This is a genomic window from Flavobacterium chungangensis (genome assembly GCF_042654045.1).
Taxonomy (GTDB): domain Bacteria; phylum Bacteroidota; class Bacteroidia; order Flavobacteriales; family Flavobacteriaceae; genus Flavobacterium; species Flavobacterium chungangensis.
On record NZ_JBHSFY010000036.1, the window covers coordinates 1 to 643 of the forward strand.

1 protein-coding gene is annotated in these 643 nt (G+C 75.4%); it reads right to left on the minus strand.

Annotated elements, in window-relative coordinates:
* Positions 1-417 (minus strand): LamB/YcsF family protein (locus ACFO3N_RS24920; protein ID WP_379801514.1); only part of this gene is annotated, 417 nt, incomplete at its 3' end.
* Positions 418-643: the final 226 nt, after the last annotated feature.

Sequence of the window (643 nt, forward strand, 5' to 3'; positions counted from 1 at the left end):
GGCGACCCCTGCCTGGTCCAGCGCGTGTCGCACCGGGGCGGCGAGGACGACCGCGCCCGGCGTGTCGGAGTGCACGCACACCGACTCCGCGTCCGCCGGGACGAGGGTGCCGTCGCCGGCGGGCGGCTCCTGGCGGTGGTCGGTGCTCCCGGTGAGCGAGCGGCGGCCTGCGGCGCGCGCGACGTCGAGCGACGGCTGCGAGAAGGTCGCGTCCGCCTCCGGGTCGCGCTGCTTCGCGACCGAGTCCAGCAGCTCGGCGGCCTCCTCCTCGGAGACGCCGACGCCGTTCTCCTCCGCGATCGCGACGATCGGCTTGCCGAAGTCCTCCGACGTCATGCCCGTCGCACGCCACAGCGCGCGGGCACCGGCCATGTTGCGGCCGTGGGTCGAGGTACGAGAGCGCAGTGGACGGCTCATCGCGGCAGTTCTCCTTCGAGGGGACCTCGTCGGTGCGGCGGGGCATCAGGCGGCACCCTTCGTGGTCGGGTCGTCGGTGCCGGGTCTGCTGGAGAGGTCGCCCGCGTCGCGGGATCGACGGGCGCCGGTGGGTGCGGGTGCGACACTGGGCGCCGTGAGCCAGTTCCCCTCGCGTGCCGTCGTCCACCTCGCCGCGGTCCGCGGCAACGTGCGCAGCCTCGCGGCG